General features: G+C 39.4%; 28 protein-coding genes and 5 pseudogenes. 17 read left to right on the forward strand and 16 right to left on the reverse strand.

Translation table 11 applies throughout. The features are described from left to right. The first annotated feature begins 557 nt into the window (after window positions 1-557). The 6 genes from HUK49_RS08690 to HUK49_RS08715 all read left to right on the forward strand — a co-directional run bounded on the left by HUK49_RS08690 (window position 558) and on the right by HUK49_RS08715 (window position 5136). Window positions 558-845 (forward strand): hypothetical protein, encoded by a 288-nt coding sequence (locus tag HUK49_RS08690; RefSeq protein ID WP_191913433.1) that lies wholly within the window; start codon window positions 558-560, stop codon window positions 843-845. A gap of 428 nt (window positions 846-1273) precedes the next feature. After that, complete coding sequence (locus HUK49_RS11325; protein ID WP_263598702.1) at window positions 1274-1423, forward strand: TetR/AcrR family transcriptional regulator; 150 nt, start codon at window positions 1274-1276, stop codon at window positions 1421-1423. Window positions 1424-1791: 368 nt separating this feature from the next. Next, window positions 1792-2496, forward strand: a complete 705-nt coding sequence (locus HUK49_RS08700) for an NUDIX hydrolase (protein WP_191913434.1) — start codon at window positions 1792-1794, stop codon at window positions 2494-2496. Between the two features lie 115 nt (window positions 2497-2611). After that, window positions 2612-4051 (forward strand): nicotinate phosphoribosyltransferase, encoded by a 1440-nt coding sequence (locus tag HUK49_RS08705; protein WP_191913435.1) that lies wholly within the window; start codon window positions 2612-2614, stop codon window positions 4049-4051. A gap of 1 nt (window position 4052) precedes the next feature. Beyond that, window positions 4053-4601 carry a cysteine hydrolase family protein gene (locus HUK49_RS08710; protein WP_191913436.1) on the forward strand — a complete coding sequence of 183 codons (549 nt, stop codon included), beginning with the start codon at window positions 4053-4055 and terminating at the stop codon, window positions 4599-4601. Window positions 4602-4896: 295 nt separating this feature from the next. Next, on the forward strand, window positions 4897-5136 hold the full coding sequence (locus tag HUK49_RS08715; protein WP_235981084.1) for a hypothetical protein: 240 nt from the start codon (window positions 4897-4899) through the stop codon (window positions 5134-5136). 94 nt (window positions 5137-5230) lie between these two features. On the opposite strand, the pseudogene HUK49_RS08720 reads toward HUK49_RS08715, so the two are convergent. Together HUK49_RS08720 and tnpA are read right to left on the reverse strand one after the other, a co-directional pair. Beyond that, window positions 5231-5815, reverse strand: a pseudogene (locus HUK49_RS08720) (recombinase family protein). A gap of 285 nt (window positions 5816-6100) precedes the next feature. After that, window positions 6101-6511, reverse strand: coding sequence for an IS200/IS605 family transposase (gene tnpA / locus HUK49_RS08725; protein WP_328797267.1), 411 nt, complete (start codon window positions 6509-6511; stop codon window positions 6101-6103). Window positions 6512-6785: 274 nt separating this feature from the next. Here tnpA and amaP point away from each other — a divergent pair, with 274 nt between their 5' ends. From amaP to HUK49_RS08755, 7 genes and pseudogenes are all read left to right on the forward strand, one after another. Beyond that, entirely contained in the window at window positions 6786-7346 is a 561-nt protein-coding gene (amaP, locus tag HUK49_RS08730) for an alkaline shock response membrane anchor protein AmaP (RefSeq protein ID WP_191913437.1), read from the forward strand. A gap of 11 nt (window positions 7347-7357) precedes the next feature. After that, window positions 7358-7543 carry a DUF2273 domain-containing protein gene (locus HUK49_RS08735; protein ID WP_191911958.1) on the forward strand — a complete coding sequence of 62 codons (186 nt, stop codon included), beginning with the start codon at window positions 7358-7360 and terminating at the stop codon, window positions 7541-7543. Window positions 7544-7570: 27 nt separating this feature from the next. Beyond that, window positions 7571-8113 (forward strand): Asp23/Gls24 family envelope stress response protein, encoded by a 543-nt coding sequence (locus HUK49_RS08740; protein WP_191913438.1) that lies wholly within the window; start codon window positions 7571-7573, stop codon window positions 8111-8113. 14 nt (window positions 8114-8127) lie between these two features. Then, the gene (locus HUK49_RS08745) at window positions 8128-8379 is read left to right on the forward strand and encodes a GlsB/YeaQ/YmgE family stress response membrane protein (RefSeq protein WP_003680323.1); all 252 of its coding nucleotides are present in this window, start codon (window positions 8128-8130) and stop codon (window positions 8377-8379) included. A gap of 11 nt (window positions 8380-8390) precedes the next feature. Continuing rightward, window positions 8391-8531, forward strand: a complete 141-nt coding sequence (locus tag HUK49_RS08750) for a hypothetical protein (protein WP_003681696.1) — start codon at window positions 8391-8393, stop codon at window positions 8529-8531. Window positions 8532-8877: 346 nt separating this feature from the next. Beyond that, window positions 8878-9003 carry a hypothetical protein gene (locus HUK49_RS11670; RefSeq protein ID WP_413230877.1) on the forward strand — a complete coding sequence of 42 codons (126 nt, stop codon included), beginning with the start codon at window positions 8878-8880 and terminating at the stop codon, window positions 9001-9003. A 21-nt stretch (window positions 9004-9024) separates the two neighbouring features. Continuing rightward, window positions 9025-9735: pseudogene (locus HUK49_RS08755) on the forward strand (SDR family oxidoreductase). Between the two features lie 285 nt (window positions 9736-10020). On the opposite strand, the pseudogene HUK49_RS08760 reads toward HUK49_RS08755, so the two are convergent. Then, a pseudogene (locus HUK49_RS08760) lies at window positions 10021-10950 on the reverse strand (IS30 family transposase). A 297-nt stretch (window positions 10951-11247) separates the two neighbouring features. Here HUK49_RS08760 and HUK49_RS08765 point away from each other — a divergent pair. The 3 genes from HUK49_RS08765 to HUK49_RS08775 all read left to right on the forward strand — a co-directional run bounded on the left by HUK49_RS08765 (window position 11248) and on the right by HUK49_RS08775 (window position 12297). Next, window positions 11248-11343, forward strand: a complete 96-nt coding sequence (locus HUK49_RS08765) for a putative holin-like toxin (protein WP_191911973.1) — start codon at window positions 11248-11250, stop codon at window positions 11341-11343. Window positions 11344-11696: 353 nt separating this feature from the next. Continuing rightward, complete coding sequence (locus HUK49_RS08770; RefSeq protein ID WP_191913439.1) at window positions 11697-12143, forward strand: DDE-type integrase/transposase/recombinase; 447 nt, start codon at window positions 11697-11699, stop codon at window positions 12141-12143. After that, window positions 12112-12297, forward strand: coding sequence for an IS3 family transposase (locus HUK49_RS08775; RefSeq protein ID WP_235972094.1), 186 nt, complete (start codon window positions 12112-12114; stop codon window positions 12295-12297). Before HUK49_RS08770 ends, HUK49_RS08775 begins: the two co-directional genes overlap by 32 nt. 61 nt (window positions 12298-12358) lie before the next feature. On the opposite strand, the gene HUK49_RS08780 is transcribed toward HUK49_RS08775, so the two are convergent. The 7 genes and pseudogenes from HUK49_RS08780 to HUK49_RS08810 all read right to left on the reverse strand — a co-directional run. After that, window positions 12359-14125: a glycoside hydrolase family 13 protein gene (locus HUK49_RS08780; protein ID WP_191913440.1), complete on the reverse strand. Its 1767-nt coding sequence runs from the start codon at window positions 14123-14125 to the stop codon at window positions 12359-12361. Next, window positions 14125-15471, reverse strand: coding sequence for an SLC45 family MFS transporter (locus HUK49_RS08785; RefSeq protein ID WP_191913441.1), 1347 nt, complete (start codon window positions 15469-15471; stop codon window positions 14125-14127). Before HUK49_RS08785 ends, HUK49_RS08780 begins: the two co-directional genes overlap by 1 nt. 137 nt (window positions 15472-15608) lie before the next feature. Then, a pseudogene (locus tag HUK49_RS08790) lies at window positions 15609-16249 on the reverse strand (UPF0236 family transposase-like protein); the annotation flags it as partial. An 85-nt stretch (window positions 16250-16334) separates the two neighbouring features. Beyond that, window positions 16335-16637: an integrase core domain-containing protein gene (locus HUK49_RS08795; protein ID WP_326515928.1), complete on the reverse strand. Its 303-nt coding sequence runs from the start codon at window positions 16635-16637 to the stop codon at window positions 16335-16337. A gap of 9 nt (window positions 16638-16646) precedes the next feature. Next, entirely contained in the window at window positions 16647-16904 is a 258-nt protein-coding gene (locus HUK49_RS08800) for a hypothetical protein (protein ID WP_191913443.1), read from the reverse strand. A gap of 307 nt (window positions 16905-17211) precedes the next feature. Beyond that, window positions 17212-17676 carry a helix-turn-helix domain-containing protein gene (locus HUK49_RS08805; RefSeq protein ID WP_191913444.1) on the reverse strand — a complete coding sequence of 155 codons (465 nt, stop codon included), beginning with the start codon at window positions 17674-17676 and terminating at the stop codon, window positions 17212-17214. A gap of 53 nt (window positions 17677-17729) precedes the next feature. Further along, window positions 17730-18421, reverse strand: a pseudogene (locus tag HUK49_RS08810) (UPF0236 family transposase-like protein); the annotation flags it as partial. A gap of 203 nt (window positions 18422-18624) precedes the next feature. Here HUK49_RS08810 and HUK49_RS08815 point away from each other — a divergent pair. After that, window positions 18625-18960 carry a hypothetical protein gene (locus tag HUK49_RS08815; RefSeq protein WP_006917118.1) on the forward strand — a complete coding sequence of 112 codons (336 nt, stop codon included), beginning with the start codon at window positions 18625-18627 and terminating at the stop codon, window positions 18958-18960. On the opposite strand, the gene folP is transcribed toward HUK49_RS08815, so the two are convergent. From folP to folB, 6 genes are read right to left on the reverse strand one after another with little or no spacing between them, the layout of a single operon-like run. Then, window positions 18941-20089 carry a dihydropteroate synthase gene (gene folP, locus HUK49_RS08820; RefSeq protein ID WP_191913445.1) on the reverse strand — a complete coding sequence of 383 codons (1149 nt, stop codon included), beginning with the start codon at window positions 20087-20089 and terminating at the stop codon, window positions 18941-18943. The genes HUK49_RS08815 and folP overlap by 20 nt on opposite strands. Continuing rightward, window positions 20086-20679: a non-canonical purine NTP pyrophosphatase gene (locus tag HUK49_RS08825; protein WP_191913446.1), complete on the reverse strand. Its 594-nt coding sequence runs from the start codon at window positions 20677-20679 to the stop codon at window positions 20086-20088. Before HUK49_RS08825 ends, folP begins: the two co-directional genes overlap by 4 nt. Continuing rightward, a complete protein-coding gene (locus HUK49_RS08830; protein WP_191913447.1) occupies window positions 20669-21928 on the reverse strand; it encodes a bifunctional folylpolyglutamate synthase/dihydrofolate synthase in 1260 nt (419 codons plus the stop codon). Before HUK49_RS08830 ends, HUK49_RS08825 begins: the two co-directional genes overlap by 11 nt. Beyond that, window positions 21915-22496 carry a GTP cyclohydrolase I FolE gene (gene folE, locus HUK49_RS08835; RefSeq protein ID WP_191913448.1) on the reverse strand — a complete coding sequence of 194 codons (582 nt, stop codon included), beginning with the start codon at window positions 22494-22496 and terminating at the stop codon, window positions 21915-21917. The genes HUK49_RS08830 and folE overlap by 14 nt, the downstream gene beginning before the upstream one ends. Continuing rightward, window positions 22478-22990, reverse strand: coding sequence for a 2-amino-4-hydroxy-6-hydroxymethyldihydropteridine diphosphokinase (gene folK / locus HUK49_RS08840; RefSeq protein WP_006917113.1), 513 nt, complete (start codon window positions 22988-22990; stop codon window positions 22478-22480). Before folK ends, folE begins: the two co-directional genes overlap by 19 nt. Then, entirely contained in the window at window positions 22983-23351 is a 369-nt protein-coding gene (gene folB, locus HUK49_RS08845; RefSeq protein ID WP_081443432.1) for a dihydroneopterin aldolase, read from the reverse strand. The genes folK and folB overlap by 8 nt, the downstream gene beginning before the upstream one ends. Between the last annotated feature and the right edge of the window lie 198 nt (window positions 23352-23549).

Raw genomic sequence — 23549 nt, forward strand, 5'->3', positions numbered from 1 at the left:
CGTGATCCACGGAGACATTCCAATTAATACTGCAACTAGTAGACCAATGGGCCGAGTTCTTAAGGCTCTTACGCACTAAAACTGCATATTTAAAGGCTACCTATGAAAACTTGACAGATACCTAGTTGTTTCATGTTAATTGTCCTTTAGTTGATTCATGTTATAATATAAGTGTAAAAGATAGGTGAGGATTATGCATTTGGTTCTCACTAACACAAAAGCCCCTCGGTAATCCGCCATAATTACCAAGGGGCTTTAATTGTGGGTTAGATGCTGTCACTGACTATTATCACTTACGATGGCTTAACCAATCCGCCAGGTAAACGGGAACTACCACGAGGAATAATTGTGATAAATAGTGTAAAAGATAGGTTATCAGGAAATTCATTGGTTCTCACCTCCCAACATTAGAAAGTGGATTCTAAGTGAGAATGTGACAGCCCTTTAATTATATCATGGCAGCAGAAGTCTCTTGAGTTAAAGATGGCTTTTACTAAAGGCGCTCACGAGCGCCGAACAGGATTTGTGACAAAAAATAAATCTTGCAGGCTATTACTATGCTCAAAAATAATCAGGAAATCATTGCGGAAACGGACGAAGACTTACAATTACAAGCCGGTATGCAACTTGATGACGCTGAGCGACGATGTTTGTTGAATACGGGGATCCTATTTTTGGATATTCAACGAATTAAACCGTACTGGGCGGCCATTCGACAGTACTTACAAGATACCCAACCTGATGAACGGGTGTGGACACTGTTTAAGGTTCATGATATTGCCAACCATCAACTGGCTAATTACATCTTGTCAGTGGCTTTTAACCCGCAAAGTCAAGGTGAATAATCACATATATTAAAATAATAAACCCTAACTAGAAATTAGGGTTTATTTTTCAGGATTCTTGAGGGGTTATTTATAAAATGGACCCTAAATTAAAAACCAGTATAAAAAAGAGTATCTTTTCAGACACTCCGCCTGTTCGTATAAGTAATCAGCTGATCAAATTTGTTGATTAATGTGTTATTCACAATAACAATCCATGCTTTTTATTGTGCGGGTGTTCAGATTCGGTTTGTTGAGGTAATGATGGTTGTGATTGTTTGTGTGTAGTTAAATCTAATTGTTGTGCTTGATTTGCAATCCTATTAGTCGTTGCAATCTGTTCGTCCTTAACCTCTAACTGCTGTTTAAGTAGCTCAATAAAAGCTGATTATTCTTTGGCTTGAGCCTGTAAAAAATTATTAACCGTTAAACCGTACCAAGAAATTTTCGTGATCGATATTAGTAACCAAACCCATATTTCCCGGCGGACTTTTTACCGGAATTTCAAAAGCAAAGACGATGTGATTAATCAGTATGTTATTTCCTTACTAAAGAAATACACTGATTGGATCTTGCAAGTTAACCCCCATCATCGATGACTTCTTTACTTACTGGCCAGCTCACTCAGCTAAATTGGCTTTGTTAGTTAAAGCTGGTTTAAGCTATAAGATCTTGGATAATGCTAACCAAACGATGCCGGTTTTCTTTCGGCGTTTCCATCTCCGCCACCCCAGTGTTGCTTGAAACATCGATGTCACTAACGATACCAAAAGTTGAATATATGACCCGCATTGCCGTCGGTATTTTTTGGAATACTTTTCGCTTATGGTTAGCCCATCCGACATCGATCACCATTCAAAATTTAGCAATCCTCGTCAAACATGATTTAAAGCGACTGCGCAATTACTAGTGGCCGAGAAATGCTAAAATAGAGTTGAGTTAACAATTATGAAGGGAGGAGCGTCAATTGGATAGTGAAATTATTGCCCGGCCATTGGTGACCATCACCAACGTCATTTGGAGTTTTAATACTGAATTACACCGACCACAATTACTATTGATTAAGCGGGCAGATGAACCTCTAAAGGGACATTGGGCCCTCCCCGAAACCCTCTTGCGGAGTAAAGAGAGTGCCGACGCGGCCTGCATTCGTCTAATTGACGATAAAATTGGCCTGCAAGTTCCGATGAATTCAACCGAACAACTGGCCACCTTTACAGATCCCAAGCGGGTTACGGAAACTCGGGCACTGGCACTCGCCTATATGATCTATTTACCATCAACCCCAAAATTGCATCCAGGGTATGGGGCCACAGATGCCCAATGGTTCGTGCTTGATAAAGATCAGGGCAACTATGTGATCACCCATGACCAACAGGAGATTATCCTAAGTCCCGCTGGTCACCTGGCCTTTGATCATATTCAAATCATTACCACCGCCATTAATCGGATTAAAAACAAGCTGGACTATCAACCCCAAATTCTTCGAATCTTAGGTAATACCTTTACCCTGCGCCAAGCGCGCGAAGTCTTTGCGGCTTTCTTAGGTACGACAATTGACAAGATTGATAATTCCAACTTTAAGAAAACTCACAACCACCTCTTCAAAGAAGTCGGGGCCGCCACTTTGAACCATTCTGGGCGGCCACCAAAGCTCTACCAACTTAACTAAAGGGCATCATTTGCATTTTGCTGCAAAGTATTTATACTAGAAGTAAATAAAAGTCAACCATACTTTTATTTTTAGCCAAATTAAAGTATGGTTGACTTAAAAGGAAGAATTTAAGATGAATCTACAACTATTAACCGACTTATATGAATTTTCCATGGCCAATGGGTACTACGCTACCCTACCCCATGATCGACAAACTCGCTTCGACGTCTTCTACCGCCGGGTTCCCGATAACGGTAGTTTTGTCATTGTCGCTGGTCTCCAGCAAGTGGTAGAACAAGTTCAAAATTGGCATTTCACTAAGGAGAATATTGAATACCTGACCTCCCTGAATGAATTTACTCCCGAGTTTTTGGATTACCTGAGCAAGATTAAAAATCACTGCTCGATTAAGGCTTTACCAGAAGGAACCCCTGTTTTCCCACGGGAACCAATTATTTCAATTAGTGGACCGTTGATTGAAGCCCAGCTGTTAGAAACCTTTATTCTAAACATCATTAACCATCAATCATTAATTGCGACGAAGTCTTGGCAAATCAACCATGCCGCTCAAGGCCGACCAATTATGGAATTTGGTGCGCGACGGGCGCAAGGCCCAGATGCCGCCACGTATGGGGCGCGGGCCGCGGTGATCGGCGGTTGTACCAGCACGTCGAACTTACAAGCAGCCAGTCAATTTAATATCCCCGCGGCCGGCACAATGGCACATGCCTGGGTCGAAAGCTTCTCTGATGAATTAAGTGCCTTTCAAGCTTGGGCCAAGGTTTATCCTGACAAAGTTTCCTTGCTCGTTGATACTTATGATGTCTTGAAGTCAGGAGTGCCGAACGCGATTCGGGTCTTCAAGCAAGTTAGCGCTCAAGGGCACCAACCAGTCGGGATCCGGATCGATTCCGGTAACATTTCGCAATTAGCCATCAAAGCCCGGAAGATGCTCGATGATGCTGGCTTCCCTAAGGCAAAGATTACAGCTTCAAATGCCCTTGATGCGCATGTAGTTAAGTCGTTGTTGGATGAAGGAGCTCCAATTGATAACTTTGGGATTGGGGAACGTTTAATTACCAGTTCCTCCAGTCCGGTATTAAGTGGCGTTTATAAGCTCGCCGAAGAAAAGATTAATGATCAATGGATCCCCAAAATTAAGGTTAGTGATAGCAGAGAAAAGATCACCCTGCCTGGTAACAAGCAAGTTTACCGGATTTACCGGCAAGATAACCTACATCAAGCGATCGCCGATGTAATTGTCCTGGCTGGTGAGCACATTACGGCTCCATTGAAAGTGGTTAATGCTAATTCGGCAACCACACACGCTAGCCAAGTTCTGACTAACTTTAATGCTAAGCCATTGATGCAAGAATATCTGGGTTCCAATGCTTCCCCAATCGAAAATGATCTCTTTAAGATTCAGCAATTCTCAATGGATCAAGTAGCAGAATTACCAGAAGCCACAAAACGGTTAGTTAACCCAGATTGGTACCCAGTTTACTTAACAGCTACATTGGCTGAATTGCAAGAACAGTTAATTACTCAAGCCCAATTTACGGAGGAATATTAAGATGGCTAAAGCGCTCTTAATTATTGACTATACAAACGACTTTGTGGCTGATAAGGGATCACTAACGGTTGGCAAGCCAGCGCAGACGTTGGCCCCAGAAATTATGCGGTTAGCCGATCAATTCTTACCCCAGCATGATTATGTGATCTTTCCCACTGATGGTCACCGGCTTAATGACCCATTCAATCCAGAAACCAAACTATATCCGGCCCATAATATTATTGGGACGACCGGTCAGAAACTATACGGCCAAGTCGGCAGCTGGTTTGATCAACATCATGACGATTCCCATGTCTACAAATTCAATAAGAACCGTTACTCCTCCTTCCAAAACACCAATTTGGATAACTACCTGCGGGAACGGCGGATTGATGAAGTCTGGATTGCTGGTGTCTGCACTGATATTTGTGTCCTCCACACCGCAATCAGTGCCTACAACCTAGATTACCACATTGTGATTCCACAAGCAGCCGTGGCCACGTTCTCACCAGCTGGTGCTGAATGGGCTATGAATCATTTAAAAAACGTATTAGGGGCCACAATTCGATAATTCACTTTCAAATGATTATCAAAAAATTCCCTTTGCTAAATGCATTGGGAATTTTTCTTTTGGCGTTACCTTTCTAGGGTAAAAGGTAACATTTTATTTTCAAATACAATCTTGAAAATAAAATTTAATGGTTATTAGGAAATGTGTTCCTAGTGCCCTCGGCAGAGCTCCCTAGTCAAAATGGGGTTACTCCATTTTGACTAGGGAGCTAGTAAATTAGATATCTTATCCACTTTACTGTACTGCAAACATGTTATAATTACTTGTAAGATAATAACTTACGGAGGCATAAAAGATGGCAATAAAATGTATCGTAACAACTGACTTACAAGCGAAAGATACTAATGGATATTCCGGCATTCAGAAGCATGTTGAACATGATGAAAAGATTAATCACAGTAATCAAGATATTGTGTTTAATGAAACGCAGTTCAACGTGTACGATGAATCGAAAGCTACTAAGCATGCAATCGAAGAATGGAACAACAAACACTTCCAGAACTATGTTGAGCACAGTTGTTTGCATTCCGATTAATAAATGATACCACTATAACATGATTCCCATCATTTTCTCAAAATAGTTTTGCTGCTCATAAAAAACGGTTTTTAATTTATCTGACATATAAGTCTCATCTTTTTATATTAAACTTTTTGCGATATCTGATAAAGGTCGTCCATTTAATCCCGGTATTTCGAGCCACATCAATGTCACTCATGCCTGCCTGGTAAAGCTTAAAAGCATGTTGCAGGCGGGTATCGTCTTGGGTGTATTGGGGTTTGCGCCCATGATATTTACCCTGCCGCTTAGCTAAGGCAATTCCTTACTGCTGGCGCTCAATGATTCGTTTACGTTCACTTTCGGCCTGATACTTATAGAGTTCAATGATGAGGTTGGTCATCAGTTGACGCAAATTTAGGTCAGCAATCCCTGTCATGGACGGTAAATTTAACACATCTAAGGTGGCGCCCTTATTTTGAATGGTGTTCATAATCTTAGTTAAATCCTGGCTGTTTCTGCCTAAGCGCTCTAATTTAGTGACCAGGACAATATCACCCTCACGAATATAGGCCAGCATTTTTTGCAGTTCAGGTCGCTTGGTGTTAGCACCACTTAACTTATCTGAAAATAGTTTATCAACGCCTTTTAAAGCCGCTAACTGTCGATCTAAATGTTGTTCCTTGGAACTCACACGCGCATAACCAATTTTAGCCATTTTCAGCCCTCCTTTTGGACAGTCCTAATGAACACTTTTAATGCCTAGTATAGCACAGAAGTAAAAAAGGCCAATAGGGTATACCCTATTGGCTAGATTGGTTTAGTCAAACAAAAATCTTAATTGGTTCCTTATAAGAACATAATCATAACCACCCGTGAAACGGGTGGTTTGCTCTTCGGCTAAAAGCCGATAAGATAAGCCAGCGTCTCAAGGCTCTGGCTTTTCCTTCGTCCAAGCCAAAATGCTCTGACTACTTCGCTACTGCTTTAAGCAGTGTTCGTATTACTTCGCCTTACCCTTAAAAGGGTCGGAGTATTCAACAGTGGTTAACTTATCCACCACCATATCATGCTTTTCTTGGTCTCGGATATATTTCTTAATGGTGGATTCGTTCAACCCTACCGTACTGACATAATATCCTTCTGCCCCAAAATGGCGATTACCAAATTTATATTTTAAATTGGCATGATGCTCAAACATCATCAAAGCGCTTTTGCCCTTCAAATATCCCATGAATTGCGAAACGCTTAACTTCGGTGGAATACTTACTAACAAATGTACATGGTCAGGCATTAAATGACCTTCAATAATCCTTACGCCTTTATACTGACATAATAATTTGATGTAATCGCGTAAGTCTTTTCGATATTGATTGTAAATTATTTTCCGTCTATACTTTGGAATGAATACGATGTGTTACTTACATAACCACTTCGTATGGGCTAAGCTATTTAGTTTATTAGCCATATTTATAAAACCTCTTTTCCCTTATTTGATTTTGGCTTGAACACCTACATCTTAAGGCAAAAGAGGTCTTTATTTATATAATTTTTATCCCCCACCCGCAAAGCAGGTGGTTTTTTGTTTCGCACACTCGCTACGCTCCCGTGCTCAACTAGGTCTAAAGACATTAATTATAGCAAATCATCACCTCCTTTGCTATAATTATGGCAAAGGAGGTGATGATTTGCGATTTATATTTAAGACATTAATAGTAGTTGTTATTATCCTTGCATTTCCTTTATCCATTGTTCTTGTCTTTAAAAATTGGTCAACGGCCATTGGTACTAGTACACCCATGTCATTAAAGCTTGGTTGGTTGGAGAAGTACGAACCGATATACCTCTTTTGGAGTGGAGTAATTCTAGCGGTACTGTTAATTATTTTTTTGCTTATCACACTTTTTTGGCCACGGTCACAATCATTATATCTTCATCAAAAGTCTGATGGTCAAGTGACCGTCAGTAAGAAAGCTATTGAACATTTTGCGCTTTCAGCACTTCAACATGAACCCTTTATTGGCAACCCCAAGGTATCATCTAAGTTATCACGAAAAGGGATCACACTTAAAATATCGGGTGATCTACTAAATTCAGTCAATGCCAAGAAACAGACTGCAAATTTTCTTAATCAATTAAAAAAAGATTTGCGTATTTGTCTTGGAATTTCTGAACAGAAAAAAATTAAAATCAGACTCGTTGATTTTAATGTGCTGGACGCTAATGTGCATAAATCTCGAGTTGTCTAGGAGGTGATAACGTGACCGAACTCATTAAAACCTATTTTGGGCCACTAATTGGTGGAATTATGGGATTGCTCTTAGCGGTCCTTATCATCACTTTTGGATTTTTCAAGACGCTTTTTGTTTTGGTTTTTATGGCAATCGGGATTACCGCGGGTTATTATATTCAAAAAACTGGTATCTTAACAAATGTTTTTAAATAACTGTTTGAATTATAAGGAGGAAAAATTATGCAGAATGGAACACCAAGTGAGAAAACAACAACTAACGAAAAGTCTGGTGTTAAAGGCAATTTAACATTTGATGATAAGGTTATTCAAAAGATCATTGGTATCGCACTTTCTGAAGTGGATGGCTTATTAACCGTAGATGGCGGCTTTTTCGCAAATTTTGCTGAAAAACTAGTTAATACTTCAGATGTCACATCAGGAATTGATGTAGAGGTTGGAAAAAAGCAGGTTGCAGTGGATCTCGACATTGTTGCTGAATACGGCATTGATATTTCTAAACTGTATGACAAGATCAAAAATGTTATCGTTCGGGAAGTAAAGAATATGACCGAATTAGAAGTAATTGAGGTAAATGTGAATGTTGTTGATGTCAAGACAAAGGAGCAATATGAAAAAGATTCGACTTCTCTGCAAGATCGCATGAGCGATGCCACAGACAAAACGAAGGAAGCCGTCGGTAAGGGCGCAAAGAAATCGAAGGAAACATTAGGTGACAGCGTTGATAAAATAACGTCTGACAATAAATCTAGTCGTGTTAACTAAGGGAGTGAGTAAATATGGGACTTATTTGGTCATTAATCGTCGGGGCAATCATTGGTGCCATTGCTGGCGCAATCACTAACCGTGGTGCTGCTATGGGCTGGATTGCAAACATCGTAGCTGGTTTAATAGGTGCTTGGATTGGCCAAGGGCTCCTTGGCACTTGGGGTCCTTCGTTAGCTGGCATGGCATTGATACCATCGATCATCGGAGCAATTATTTTAGTTCTGATTGTTTCATTAGTTGTTGGTCGAACCAGTAAAAAGTAAGGGAGAATTTTATGGACGTCTTGAAAAGTGTATTTAAGTTTATGATCGCTTCTACGCTCATTGTAGGTGGTGTCCTCATCGGTGGCACCGTCTTGGCTGCTAAGAAAGTAGATGGCATTGGTGATACATTGCAACAAAAATTACATGGATAATTAGCCAAATTTATCTGTATTAGGCTTCTTAGAACGTAAATAATTGAGCAATTGAAGATCAGTTAATCAATATTTAAATTGGTGAGATAACCCTTTATAAATATTGATTGGAATTTTTTTGATAATTAATCAAAGCAGGCACTTTTTTACATAGGTGCCTGCTTTGATTTATCCATACATTATGACCTAGCAGTTAAAAACTGTTTTTACAGATATAAATATGGTAGATTGCAAATTTAATTACTAACCTATACCTATATATCTAGTTGATAGAATCTTTTGAATTAATAGTCCACATTCAAGTAACAGGTGAATGCACGTATTCGATCATGGAGGAGAGTTAATAATGACTAAAATGCAACATGATGATGATTTTAAATTTCCTAAACAGCATCAGCCTGAGCCAGGTTTACAAAGTAAAATGTCGCCACAACCAGATGACGGATCCACAACTTATGCCGGATGTAATTGACTTAGGGGAAAGAAAGCCTTAATAACTGGTGCTGATTCAGGTATTGGTAGGGCGGTAGCTATAGCATATGCGAATGAAGGCGCTGATCTTGTATTAAATTATCTTCCAGAAGAGGAAAGTGATATACAAGATGTTAGACGAATTATTGAATCTTTGGGTCGTAAAGTAGAACTAGTTCCCGGAGATTTGAAAGACGAAGCATTTAACAAAGAATTAGTGAAGCAAACTGTACTATCGCTAGATAAGATAGATACTTTAGTATTAGTAGCCGGTAAGCAATAAGCTAATACAGATATCACTACTATATCTACAGGTCAGATGATAGATACCTAGACTACAAATGTTTTCAGTTTAATTTGGTTAGTCAGGGAGGCATTGCAATATATGCCAAACGGCAGTAGCATCATAACAACTAACTCTATTGAAGCAGAAGATCCTTCAGCATATTTAATTGATTATGCAGGGACTAAGGCTGCAATTAAAAATACAAGGTTTGGGTTAGCAAAACAATTAGCTCAGCGAGGCATTCGTGTCAATAGTGTTGCTCCAGGTCCTATTTGGACACCGTTGCAAGTGGCAGGAGGACAATAGCAGAAAATATACCTACGTTTGGTAAGAATACTCCTAGGTAGAGCTGGGCAACCCTCTGAAGTAGCCGGAACATATGTTTTTCTGACTTCAGATGAGGCTAGTTATATAACAGCTACATCTATCAATGTTACGTGGGGCTAATTTAATTAAATTTCTTTCTTATATCTACGCGAGAATTCTAATTTTATCCAAAGTATAGCGGGTGCTAAAGAATGAGTATAAATAAGCAAAAAAATTCGAGAAACAAAGTGTTAAACCTATTAACTTTATTCCAACTCTTAATAAGTTTATACTAAGTCATTAAGGCCATTAAAAAGGGAAAATAAAGTAAGCTTTCCAAATTTTACCTTTTTGTAATTATAATTACTTAAGTAACTTCTACGACAGTAAGTTGGAGAAAATGTATACATAAGGTAGATTGCAAATTTAATCCAAATTTTTGGACAACTTTGTCAGCATAACCTGATACGGTGTTTGCCAGTCGAATATTTTAAGCGGTCGCTGGTTAATTTAGAGTAACGTCGTCGCTAAATCTTGAGCACTAATGTGCTCAAAACGAGTCCCTTTAGGATAAAAATAACGTAAATTCCGATTAAAGCGTTCATTACTACCACGTTCAGCTGGAGTATAAGCATGGCAGTAATAGGTCTTAATACCATATTGTGATTCAAGTGATACTAGCCCACTAAACTCAGTGCCACGGTCCACAGTAAAGCAGTGCACCGGACCATTAAAAATGGTTAGGAACTTAGTTAGTGCTTCATTAACAGTCGCTGTCGTCCGATCTTTTAACCGGTATGCCCAAAGGAACCGTGATTTGCGATCGATTAAAGTTAATAAAACTGCCTTACTATGCCCACGAGGACCAACGACTGTATCTAGTTCAAAATCGCCAATGCGATTATGTTGATTAATCATCATGGGACGCCGTTCAATTGATCGCCCCAAAGATTGATTATATTTGGATCGTTGGTCAACGTTACGCCGTTTGCGTACGCCATGTTCAGGTAGATCATTCAAGGAGAAACCAATTCTCCCCTGATTTAGCCAATTATAAATAGATTTAGTAGCTAATTTAAATTCGTGAGCAATCATTCCTGGTGACCAGCTTAGACGTAAATGGTTGAGAATTTTTTGCTTTAACTCATCGCTCAGCTTAGTTTTCCGACCACATCGTGATCGCTTGTATTCGGCATCTGTTTGTGCTAATTCAGCCTGATAAGGTTGACATCGAGATAATTCATAAGAAATTGTTGACGGTGATTAGTTCAGCCGAACGCCCATTTGGATATTGGACAGCCCTAGTTCACAAAAGGTTTCGATTTTAATTTGTTCGGAATAGGTTATACTAGACAAAAGATCAGCTCCTAAAAGATGGGGTTGTGGTAAACACCATTTTAAAGGAAGCTGATCTTTTTTTCCGAACAGCGTTCGGATTAATTTTACAATCTACCATATAGTATTCTTACTGATTCTTTAATTTTATATTTGGTTAAAGAGCTAGCCTGCCTGTATAATAGATCCAGTAGAGAAGTTAAGGTGGTGGCTATTTCCAATCGGAGGTGGTGCTTATGGTGTTAAACCTTTAAAGCCCATAAATCCTAACGAAAGGAGTAGCCTAGGTGTCCGTCCGTGTCGGACGCTTTACAATTAATGCTCGCTTTCGGTACTTTTATCGTGGCCTTAATCGCATTAATTGTTGAGCTGATCAAAAGTCAGAAAAAAATAAATCGGTATCTTGCCTTTTAGTATATGCTTGATTTATTTTTTGATTGTAAGACGCTATTCACTCCTTCATGGCTTTAATCAATTCCTGCTTAGTTTGGGTTCCTTGATCTCTATGAACTGTCATGCGGTAGTTAACCTAGGGGGGGCGCTTGTTAATCAGATCTATTAGCGCCTTCATTACGAAGTCGTCGGATGAGCGGCAATATTGTAACTAACTATTTCACCACCGGAACAGTGCTCCTTAATCGGCCAAGAATAGACTCATTCTTCCTGACACATATTGCCATAGCAGTTATTCAATCACATCAGTCAACATTCCTGATAAGGACGATTAGTGTAACCAATTTTTAGTTTTCTGCCTTGTGGACCAATCGATGAATTTTATTGCCGGTTCTAACGATTCGTCGATTGATCCCCAGGGCAAAAAGGCTAAGAATCGTCTTCACCGTCGTTTTCAAACTGATCGTCCATACCAAAAGGTGGTAACCGACGTCAGTGAGTATCGTTATGGCAATATGAACCAGGATGACCGAGTTTACCTTTCGCCAATCAAAGACCTGTGTTCTGGTGAAATTGTTAGTTACAATATTAGCGATCACCCGACTACTGATTTTGTGATGAAACCATTAATCGAGCTAATTAATAAGCGGCCCGTACTTAACTACCGCATGACCGTTCATAGTGACCAAGGCATCCAATATCAAACGAATTCCTGGCGTCAAACATTTAAAGAAGCATCATATCTTTCAAAGCATGTCTTATCGGTCGACTTGTCTAGACAATGTGTCAATGGAAATTTCCTTTCATACCATGAAAGCTGAATTGTATTATAAGAATCATTATCAAACCAAACAAGAATTGATTAAAGCCATGAAGGAGTGGATAGTGTATTACAATCAAGATCGAATCAGGAATAAATTAAAAGGCAAGACGCCGATTGAATATCGGAATCTTGCCTTAGAGAAAGTTGCCTAGATTAAAGTGTCCAACTTACAGGGTTCACTTCAAGAATTAACCTTTACTAAGTTCAGACTTGCTATTTCATTGTAATCACAAACCCATTTGGCATCAATTGGTGATCCTGTACGCCCTGGCTAAGAAGTAACCGACCAGTACTTAAGCATTTAATTGGTAAATTCGTAGTGTTGAAAATCCCCGTAAGAACCTTTCCGGCACCCATACGAGAAATTTCCACCAGTCCTGTCGGCAAGACTTTAAGAACAACCATGCCGCCTTCAATCAAGTCTGCATTGTTCCGTCGCAATGCCACTAACTTTTTAAAGAAAGTAAACATATCCTGACCATCATCATCTGGCACCCAATTCATCGGTTTCCGACAGTCTGGGTCATTATCGCCATCCATGCCGTACTCGGTACCATAATAAATCGACGGTGTACCAGGCTGCAAGAAGGTAAAGGCAAAGGTTTCCTTGACCAGATTCCGGTTACCACGAGCCTGGGTCATAATCCTGGCAGTGTCATGTGAATCTAAAACATTAAACATCATCTGGTTAGTCTGGTCACGATACTTCATCAACTGATTACTCAGATGGTCTATCATTTGTTCCGCGCTAATCCGATGATTAATGAAATGATCCAAAATAGCACCTGTATAACTGTAATTCATGACCCCGCTGAACTCGTCCCCGTTCAGCCACGCCTGCGAAGTATGCCAAATTTCACCCAAGATATAAAAGTCTGGTTTGAGGGCTGTCGTCTCCTTGTGAAACCTTTTCCAGAAATGGTGGTCAATTTCATTAGCTACATCTAACCTCCAAGCATCAATATCAAATTCCTTGATCCAGTACTTAGCAATTTCTAATAGGTATTCCTGCACTGCCGGATTTGCAGTGTTAAGTTTTGGCATATGCGGCGTGTAATCAAATGTATCGTAGGTTGCATCCGGTGTAAATTCAAAGTTCTTAGTCGGCGTATAGGTAGCCGGAAACTTATTTACATGGAACCAACCAGCGTATTTTGACCGTTGACCATTTTTAAGGACATCTTGCCACTGTAATGATTTATCCCCAATATGATTAAAAACAGCATCCAGCATTACATGAATCCCCCGTTGGTGAGCTTGCGTAACCACTTCTTTAAACAAAGCGGCATTGCCAAAATGCGGGTCAATTTGATAATAGTCTTCCGTATCATATTTATGGTTAGACGGTGCCTTAAAAAGAGGATTAAAGTAAATTCCGTTAACTCCTAGCTTTTGAAGGTGGTTCAAGTGGTCAAGAACCCCTTGCAGGTCACCGCCATAAAAATCCTGCCGGCCAGGATGATCACTGGCATTCCATTTTTTAGTACCGATAGGATCATTGGACCGATCACCATTAGCAAACCGCTCAGGAAAGATTTGGTACCAAACTGTATTCTTCACCCATTCTGAGGAATGGAACATGTCAATTTCTTGAAAGAATGGCATCCGAAAATAGGTATTTAAATCTTCCAATGCTTCATGATCATCTGGCTGAATGTAACCGTGGTCAGTATACACCGTCCTGATACCATCCACACTCGTAATATCAAAGGCATATGCCAACCGTTTTTTCGGTTCGGTAACCGCAATCTGCCAATAATCATAAAGGTCATCTGACAAGATTTTCTTCATCGGCGTTGGGGTTGTATAAAATGGCGGTTTAATGCTGGCCAAGCTACGGAGACTGTATGGGTCACCATGTAGCAATTGGACCGTTTTTATGTCTCCTTTTGCAGTTCTTAAACGGATATGCATTGTCTGTGGGTCGCCCAGAAAGGCCATTTCACTTTCTGGACGGTGATAGATAGCAGCGAAATTCATTATTCAATATCTCCCTTTTCGACAGAGGTTTCCTTGACAACATAGACTGCAAAAGCCCCAATCAGTGCTAAAACAGCGGCTACTGCTAGCATGTGCGGCATGTAATTGCCCAGTAATGGATAGAGGGCGAATGAGCATACCGAAGCAACAATCTGCGGGAAACAAATCCAGCAGTTGAATAGTCCCATGTAAGTGCCATCATGCTTACCATCCAAGGCATTCGTCAAAATAGTAAATGGGATAGAGTTAATCGTAACCCAACACATGCCGATACCAATAAAGGCAATAAACGACCATAGTTTAGTCGGTGCAACGGACAGACCCCAGAAGCCTAAGGCGCCTAAAATCATCCCTAAGGCGTAGGCAGGCTTTCGAATCCGGTCATTTAGTTTTTGTAAAATCAAACCGTAAATAATTGCTACAGCAACTTCAACGGCCGACAGAACCCCAAACCAATTTCCGGCTGCTTGGTAAGCAGCACTAGAAGCATTCGTTGTGTGCCATATGTTTTGGGCCACCGTTCCGGCACCATAAGTCCACAGGTACTGGAACCCAGTCCAAGAGAAAAATTCAACAATTCCGAGAGTCCAGAAGACTTTCGGCGCATGTTTAATAATTGTGAAGAAGTTTGCACTAATGTTAGCATCCTGGTCTAAGCCATGGTACCTGGCATAAGTCTCGGGATTATATTCGTCAACTTTACAAATGGTAAATATAGAGGAAACAACCAGGATAGCAGCACCAATGTAGAATGACCACTTAACAGAGTCAGGTAATTCACCCTTTGCCGCAATATTCTTAATGCCAATCCAAGTCAGAAGGAATGGAAATAGGTCAGCAGCAACGGATCCAATGTTCCCCCAAATTGTCTGCCATGACCAAGCCTGATCTTTCTGTTCATCGTTAACCATGTCAGAAATCATCATCTTAAATGGTTGCATCGACATATTTGAGGATAAGTCCATAAACAGAATGGTCACCGCACCAAACCACAGTGCTGTCGAAGTCTTAAAACCAAATGAACCGGAATTCGGTAGTAAGCACATAACGATTACGGCTACAATTGTTCCAAGAATCAGGTAAGGGAGCCGACGACCAATCTTAGGAATCCAAGTCCGATCAGAAAAGTATCCCACCAGCGGCTGGACTACCATTCCGGCCAATGGTGGCAGAATAAAGAACCAGCCAAGCTTTGTTGGATCAGCACCCAAAGTTTGAAAAATTCGTCCCATGTTTGCACTCTGCAAAGAGAAGGCCATTGATGTCCCTAGGTTTCCAAACGTCATTAACATTAATACCGAAAACGCAAGCGAAGGCAAACGTTTATTCAACTTTTTTATATTCATAAGTAATAAAGCCTCCATAAAAAACAAATAATTTCAACACGATTATACTTACAATATACTCTTCTATCTGTTTTTTGCAACCGCTTGCACGACTTTTATCTGTCAAGTTTTCATAGTTAGCCTTTAAATATGCAGTTTTAGTGGTTTAGCATCTTAAAAAGTTGTACAATTGATCTACTTGTGGTAACATTAATCGGAATTATTCCTTGCACTGCCCCGACGCTTTGTTGGTACTTTTCTTAGAAACTCTCCAGTTAGAATATGTATTTCCTGTAATAGACTTGTTTGACCTACTCGAGGAAGAACAGTTAATTGTTCTAGAGTTGTATTTAAACTAGCATTTAGTTCGCCGTTTCGTGCTTTAATTAAACCAATCATGGCTTTAGTCCCCCCTGCTCAGTCCATGACTTGCCCTGCTTTTTCATCCGGTAAGTAAATGCGCGGTGAGAACTTTCAACTGAACCGATTAAATGAATATCCTTAAGTCCGCGCATTTGTGGTAAGTGGACATACTGCCAATTCCGCTGTAGATACTTTCTTAAGTGCATTAGGTCATCTGCTTGTTTTTCCGTTAAGTTTTGTGACTCATAAGTATCAAAATATCCCTGATTGATCATGACGACGGACGGCTTTAACTGCTCGTATTGCTAATTCGTTTTACTGGCCTAAAGTATGTTCAATTTTCTGTAAGCAATGATAGCGGTCGAGAAAGTACTCACCATGGGCAACATTGAGGAACTAAGCTTAATAACTTAGCCGGTTCATAACTTGGACCAGCAAGCTTGTAATGAAGCACCATAAAAATGTTGGACACTTTACTAACTTTTAAAGAATAGAATGATTCCGAATATATTCATTCGGCGTCATTCTTTTTTATTGACTGAAATGCGGACTTGATTGTACCAATGAGTGTATTGATCAATCACAGTTTCAAATTGTTTAAATGAAGTGATCTCGACTCGATTCAAATACTCGCGTTTTATCAAGTTAAAGAAACTTTCTGCTGGTAAGTTATCTAAACAATTTCCCTTACGGGACATTGACTGAGTAATTCCGTGTTGACGTAATAATGATTGATACAACGGGTGTTGATATTGCCATCCTTGATCTGAATGCAAAATAGGATTACTCCTTTGCGGTAGTTTGCTAAACAAGCCAGCCAACATGGTGTTAACTCAATTCATATTAGGATGAATTGAAGTCGCATACGCGACTACGGCACCGCTCTCTTCATTAATGACTGGTGATAAATAGCCTTTGATCTGTTCATTAATTGAAATTTGAGTGATATCCGTATGGAGAACCTGGTATGCTTGCTTTGCATTAAAATGCTGATATAAGTGATTAGGAGCGGTTCTACCAATACGACCACGATACGAATGATAGTGACTTTTAGCTGAGTAGACGGTTACTTTCAATCCCATATTAGTCATTAATCTCCGTAACGTTTCTTGACAATAAGTAAATCCCTTCTTTTTTAGACAATACCAGATGCGTCAATAACCATAATTCCCTTTACTGCGTTTAAATTGCTTCACAATTTCTCGTTTTACCTGACAATATTTATCGATGTGCTGTGCAGCTTTTAGACGTTCGTAGAACGTCGAACGTGGAATATCGAAATAGGTTAATAATTTGGATAATGGATATTTAGCCCTAAGATCTTGGATAGCTAGTGCCTGTTCTTTTCGCGCTGCTGTCTTAGGGCTAGTATTTTTTTAGGATGTCTATCTCCATTTTCTAATCGGCCACTTTGGATTCTAGGTTGGCAATTCTTTGTTTATATTGTTCCTCTTTAGTAGGTTTGATTTTGGATTTCTTAGTCAATTTACATTTATTTCTGGTTCCTCTTGGTCGGCCTTTAGGTTTTGGTTTTAGGCCCACTATTCCTTCTTTTTTATACTTACGATACCATGAATAAACTTGTGTGCGATTAAAATTAAATTTCGCAGCTACTTTATCTATGCTTAACTGGTGAGTACGGTAGTAAGTAATCACATGAAATTTATAATCAAGTGAATAAATACGATGGCTCCACCTAGGATCCAAACTCGCATAACCATATGCTTGAACGTTTTGTACCCATGTCATTAAGCTATGTTTGTAAGAAGTGCCATATTTCTTACAAACAACTGAATAGTCATGACTTTGGTTTAAGTAGTCTTGAACTGCTCTAACTTTGAATTGATATGAATATTTAGACATAATAAATACCCCAGAATCGTTAGATTTGTGTCTAACAATTCTAGGGCACTTCAGTAATGACAATCTAAATAATCATTTACTCGTGATTCAAGCCGTTCTTTATGCCCAACAATGAGAAAATCACGCTGATTAATGATTTGATTAGCTACTTGCTCATAAATCCAACAATGATGTACAAGGGTCAGCCGACCTAGATGCTTGACTTCTTTTGAGTTTAATCATAAAGGCATCACCCTCAATAGTTAAATTTTCAGGAGTACAGCGATGAGTAGCTTGGTGTTCATTTACTTAAGTTTGATTAACTACCTGATTTTCTAACTCATGCACGGCGTGCATTACTGAATCGACCGTAATTCCACCGTCAAAAATAAGGTTTAAAATATCGGCAGTATTGCGCATTGTAGTTATCTGGGCAATCTTAGCCATCATCATTAAGTAGTTCGGCGACAAACAGCGACGTAGTTTGATTTTTAATTGGTGATCTAAGTAAAATTCACGTTTCTTTGGCCCAGCCTGATAATACCGGCGTTGGAAAGCCACCGGATCAACAAAGTTAAGCGTCCGTGGTTGCTTATTGATTACTCGGTAGTCCGCTGGCGTATGAGACGCTTTGATCTAAGCTCTCTAAAAAATTTTGCATGATCGCTTGTCCTAACTCCAGCACACCCTTTAAAATAATCTGTTCAGCTTCAAATAAACTGCCTGATTTCACCAAATTTTGCTCGATTTCTGTTAAAATATCTATGAGGGCAGGCCTGCCTTTGCTTAGTATTCGACACACTAAAGGCTAATGGTCTTTTCTTTTTTTGTAAATAAGTAAAATTGGTCTACAAAGAAATCCCCATGACCAGATGAATTATTCATCCAACCTATGAAAATCTTACACTAACGTATGTGGTCAGTTGCTTTCAAGAATGCTAAAATCAAAGCCGAAAGGAGCCTACCCATATGTTAAAAATAATAGTGGCGATCCTGATCGTGATATTACTAATTACCACTACCATCGGGTTACACGCTAAAATTGAGCGAAAAGTAACTAATTGGCTTGAATTAAGTCGCCTATTTTATTTTCTTTTATTAACTGCTTCGATTGTCCATGCCTTTTTGCATTTCAAAACACAATTCTTTAGCGATATATTATGGATTATTTTTTTGATTATTATCTATATGCTAATGGAAACTGCTTTTCGCCTAAAACGTGAGACATTTGGCAATCCGCATTTAACAATCCTGCTCTTTATTTTCTTAGTTTTAGCGTTAGGAATTAGTTGTTGGTGGATCTAAACCAATAACTATTATTAATAGTATCAATCATTTTTACTAGCTGACTAGTTTCTTCGACATCATGAACACGTAAGACACGACCGCCGCGTAAATACATTGCCGTTTCTGCAATTAATGTTACGTCTAGGCGGTCTTCTTTGGCTAAATTAAATAATTTTTGTCCAAAGCCCTTTCGTGAAATTGCAACTATAATTGGCCGATGCAGGTAATTAAGCTGGTCAATATTACGCATCATCGCATAATCCTGGTATCCATCCGCAATTTTGGCATAACCGATGCCCTGATCAAGAACCACTCGTTCAAGATTAATACCCGCAGCAGCGATTGTTCCCAAATTATGTTCAAAGAACTTTTGAATTGCGACTGTTAAATTATCGTAATCGTGGGTCCGGCTGCTATGCATCGTAACCATCCCCACTTCACTTTTAGCCATTAAAGCTAGTTTTTGATTTGTATCAAATGCTTGAACATCATTAATAATATCAACACCTGCTTTTATTGCCGCTTCCATAACCTGCAATTTATATGTATCAACAGCGATTGCTATTTGCGGATAATCATGCTTAAGGATGTTAATCGCGGGCATGATCCGATAAATTTCTTCTTGTGGTTCAACTTCAGTAAAGCCACCTGGTTTAGTAGTTTGTCCGCCTACTTCGATTACATTTGCTCCTGCCTTGACCATTTTATCAATTTGGTGAGTAATTTCAGTAATCGATTGATATTTTCCACCATCATAAAATGAGTCCGGCGTCACATTAAGGATTCCATAAATAACCGGCTGCTCGTTAAGCTTAAATGTAAAGCGACCAGCCCGCCACAAGATTTGATGGTGTTCCTGAATTTGCTCAAGAGAAGCAAGCAACTCCCGGTCATTATTCCAACGTTCTTGAACATGAATCATCAATGCTTTAAGTGATTGCAATGGAAATAAAAATTCAACACGGCTACCAATATAGACTACTGGTACGTCAAAATGACAAACGAACTGTTCAACCATCGCCGCAGTTTCAACTTTCTCACATTCCCAAGTTAATAATAACTGTTGATGCCGATTGATTTGATCAGCCAAAATAGCAGTTTCTAACTTAGAAGTATTGTTGGTAATTGTTTTTTCAGTAATTTTCATTTTACTTCTCCTAACTGATCTAATAAATTTTTCACAGCACGTGCACGATGAAGGTATGAAATACGTTTAGGACGACTCATTTCGGCAAGAGTCTGATCTTCGCCATCTGGTATTAAGATTCGGTCAAACCCAGTTGAATTAGTTCCGCGTTCTTCAGGTGCAATTACTCCAGTTAATTCACAGCGAGCAATATTACTGATGTGACCATTAACTGCTAAAGCAATTGTCGTCTTCATCGTAAATTTACGTGATTTTCCATTAACTAATTGGATCAAATACCGATTAAGCTGACCGTCGGGAACTTCAACTGCTAATTCACGTGCTGTTTGAACGCCATATTTTGCGGGAAACGCGGCTAGTTCTAGTCCAGAATCGTCAGCAATAACATTAGCTTCTGGTAATTGCTGGCTGATAAAAATTGCTTTTTTATTAGCATTTGCTTGGTAGCTCGTCGTTGATTCTGATGGAAAATGTTGACGCGGTAGTTTGTCCGTATAAATCTCGCCCCACTGGTGGTAAAACCGCAAAATATTTTGGATTTCATCCGCCTTAAAAGTATTATGGGTTGCAATAACAAAATTATTTTTCATTTAGCTTGGCCTCGATATCTTTAATGGTGTAAAAAGAGCCGGTAACAATGATTAGATCATCACGCTTTGCAAGTTCTCGTGCTTTTGCTAGTCCCTCGTTCGGTGTTTTAGCAACTATTGCCTGTGGAAGAATTGCTGCCAATTCAGCAACTGGCAAGGCCCGAGATGGGTGATTCGGAGTAGTAATAATTAATTTATCCGTTAATCGTTGATAAGTTTTGCACATCTCTATAATGTTTTTATCAGCAAGAAACCCTAAGACCATAATGATTTTAGTGCCAGGGTAAGTTTGCAAGGTATGATAAAGCTGATGAGCAGCATCAGGATTATGAGCCCCATCAAGAACCACAGTTGGATGATGAGCAATCATCTGCATTCGTCCGGTAATAGAAATTGTCTTCATCATCGTTAATAATGGTTGCCATGAATTTATAAAGCCTTCCTGGATTAAATATTGAAATATGCTGATAACAGTCCCGAGATTCTGGCTTTGAAACGATCCAAGCAAGTTAAAGGGGACCCAATGTAATGTATCATTAAAGAAAATGGCTGCTTTTCCATCAATAATTTCCTGCTCTTTAGCAAGAGTCAGCTCCACATTTTGACTCTGAGCATAGTCATGAATAACATCAATTGTTTCTTCTTGCTGGCACGGTCCAAGAAAGACCTGGTGAGTACCCGTCTTGATAATGCCAGCTTTTGCATACGCAATGTTGGTGATTTTAGGTCCTAAAATGCGGGTATGATCGAGGGCAATATGAGTGATCACTGAAATTAATGGAGCGTTAATTATATTAGTTGCATCATCACGTCCGCCTAGTCCACACTCAATTACTGCCCAATAGACTTTTTGATCGGCAAAATATTGAATCATTATTAACGTCCACCATTCGAATACCGTGATATTAGCTGGTGTAATATCAGCCGGTAATCGACTAGCAATTTTTTGGTAGGTGTCTACAAATGATTGCCTACTTATTAACTTATCATTAATTTTAATCTGTTCACGATCATCAACAAGTGCTGGACTGCTAAAATACCCCACCTTATATCCTGCATATTGTAAGGTTTGTTCCAACATCATTCCGGTTGAGCCTTTTCCATTAGTACCCGCGATGTGAATAATCTTAAATTGACGATCTGGATTTCCCAAATTAGCAAGAATTGGTCTTAAAAATTTAATACGATCTTTTACACCAGCGAGCATTCGCCGATCAAAACCCGCAATAATTTGTTCATAAGTCAGCATGGTTATTCCTCCTCGTTTGCATTAAAAATTCTCGTTTTAAGTCTTTATCTTCCTTAAACCGACCAGTAAATTTATCAGTATAGGTGTACTGCCCTGCTTTATTAACACCACGCATTTCCATACAAAGGTGACGCGCGCTAATTGTTACCGCAATTCCGGCAGGATCAAGAATACGCTGTAATTCTGCCGCTAAATCTGTTGTTACTCGCTCCTGCATTCCTGGCTTTTTAGTCACGAAATCAATTAAACGTGGAATTTTGCTTAAACCAATTACCTGGTCATCTTTAGGAACATACGCCACATTAGCGTAACCAAAAAACGGCAACAAGTGATGTTCACACATTGAATAAAACGGAATGTGCTGAACCAACACCATTTCTGGAACATCACTAACATGAAACACTTTATAATTAGCCACATCTTCAGGTTGACGTTTCAAAGATGAAAAAACTTCTTGATACATTTTAGCAACCCGTTGCGGCGTTTCTAGTAGTCCCTCACGATGCGGGTTCTCACCGATAGCAATTAATAAATCCCTAACAACTTTTTCTATTTCTTGCTGGTCCATAAAAACACCTCTTGTCCATATATCTTTTTTAGCCAGTTGTGGTCTGAAGTTGCTTTCAATAAAGCAGTCAATCGTTGGCGATAAGGTTCATCCAAAGTTGAAATCTCAAGCATTGGAACTAATACAAAGCGCCTGTTCGCCATTTCTGAATGCGGGATTATTAAAGTCGGGGTTTTAATTTGCTGGTGGTTAAAGTCAATGATATCTAAGTCAATTGTCCGCGGACCCCAGTGGATAAGCCGCTTACGGTGAAGACTTTGCTCAATCCAATGCAAGAAATCAAGGAGCTTTGGGGCAGTTAAATCTGTTCTTATTTTTACAGCAATATTATAAAAAGAGTCCTGCTTTACACCGCCAACCGGTTCTGTTTCATAAACGGATGAAACCGCTAAAAGTTCAATTTGAGATGAATCTGCTAATAGCTGAACCGCTTTTTGCAAATTTGCTAACCGATCACCAATATTACTACCAATACTTAAATATGCTTTATTCATGGTCGTTTGCTCCCTGCACCTCAATTTCAATGTTGTCAAAGATTCCGGCAATTGGCACACTATATTTACGAATCCGTAACCGCACCTCATCTAGCATAGGATAAGTCCGTAAAATTTCATGAAGCAAATTATTCGCAAGACTTTCAATTAAGTTATAGTTGTGATGGGCCACAAATTGTGCAATTGTGTCATAGACATCTGCATAGCTAACCGTTTCTTCTAAGTTATCAGTCCTTACTTTGGCTTCAATTGGATAAGTCATTTCACAATCAACTTCTATTTTTTGACCGAGCTTTTTTTCTTCCGCAAACACGCCATTATATGTATTAAATGGCATGTTATTAATTCTAATTTTTCCGATAAGCTACTGCCCCCCTTCACGTTTTATTTTCTATTTTAACACATAAGTTTCTTTGTGAAAAGACACTAATGGATTAAGTATCTGTCAAGTTTTCATAGGTAGCCTTTAAATATGCAGTTTTAGTGCGTAAGAGCCTTAAGAACTCGGCCCATTGGTCTACTAGTTGCAGTATTAATTGGAATGTCTCCGTGGATCACG

The organism is Limosilactobacillus portuensis (assembly GCF_014838735.1).
Lineage (GTDB): Bacteria > Bacillota > Bacilli > Lactobacillales > Lactobacillaceae > Limosilactobacillus > Limosilactobacillus portuensis.